1 protein-coding gene is annotated in these 255 nt (G+C 34.1%); it reads left to right on the top strand.

Going from position 1 to position 255, the window contains the following annotated elements; genetic code table 11:
• On the top strand, positions 1-255 hold a 255-nt coding region (locus tag AOA62_RS32730), incomplete at both ends, for a DUF3267 domain-containing protein (protein WP_143521951.1).

The raw sequence follows: 255 nt of genomic DNA, 5'->3' as shown, positions 1-255 counted from the left end.
TTCTTCTATTATTCATCAAAAGGGCCTTTATCCAAACAACTAGTTATGACTTCTATATGTATGCCTGTACTAGTGATTACTACTGTGAGTGTTGCTGCAGCGGTTGTTTTTCCAGAATGGCTTCACTATATCTCAATGATGTCTGCATTAAACTTTGGCCTATGTATTTATGATTTACTGACTTTAAAACATCTAAAATCTGCACCCAAAAAATGTCTATGTGAAGAACATCTTGATGGATATCATATTCTCTAC

Source organism: Pseudomonas sp. 2995-3 (assembly GCF_002742565.1).
Taxonomy (GTDB): Bacteria; Pseudomonadota; Gammaproteobacteria; order Pseudomonadales; family Pseudomonadaceae; genus Aquipseudomonas; species Aquipseudomonas edaphica.
This window is presented reverse-complemented; position numbering and strand designations above follow the sequence as displayed.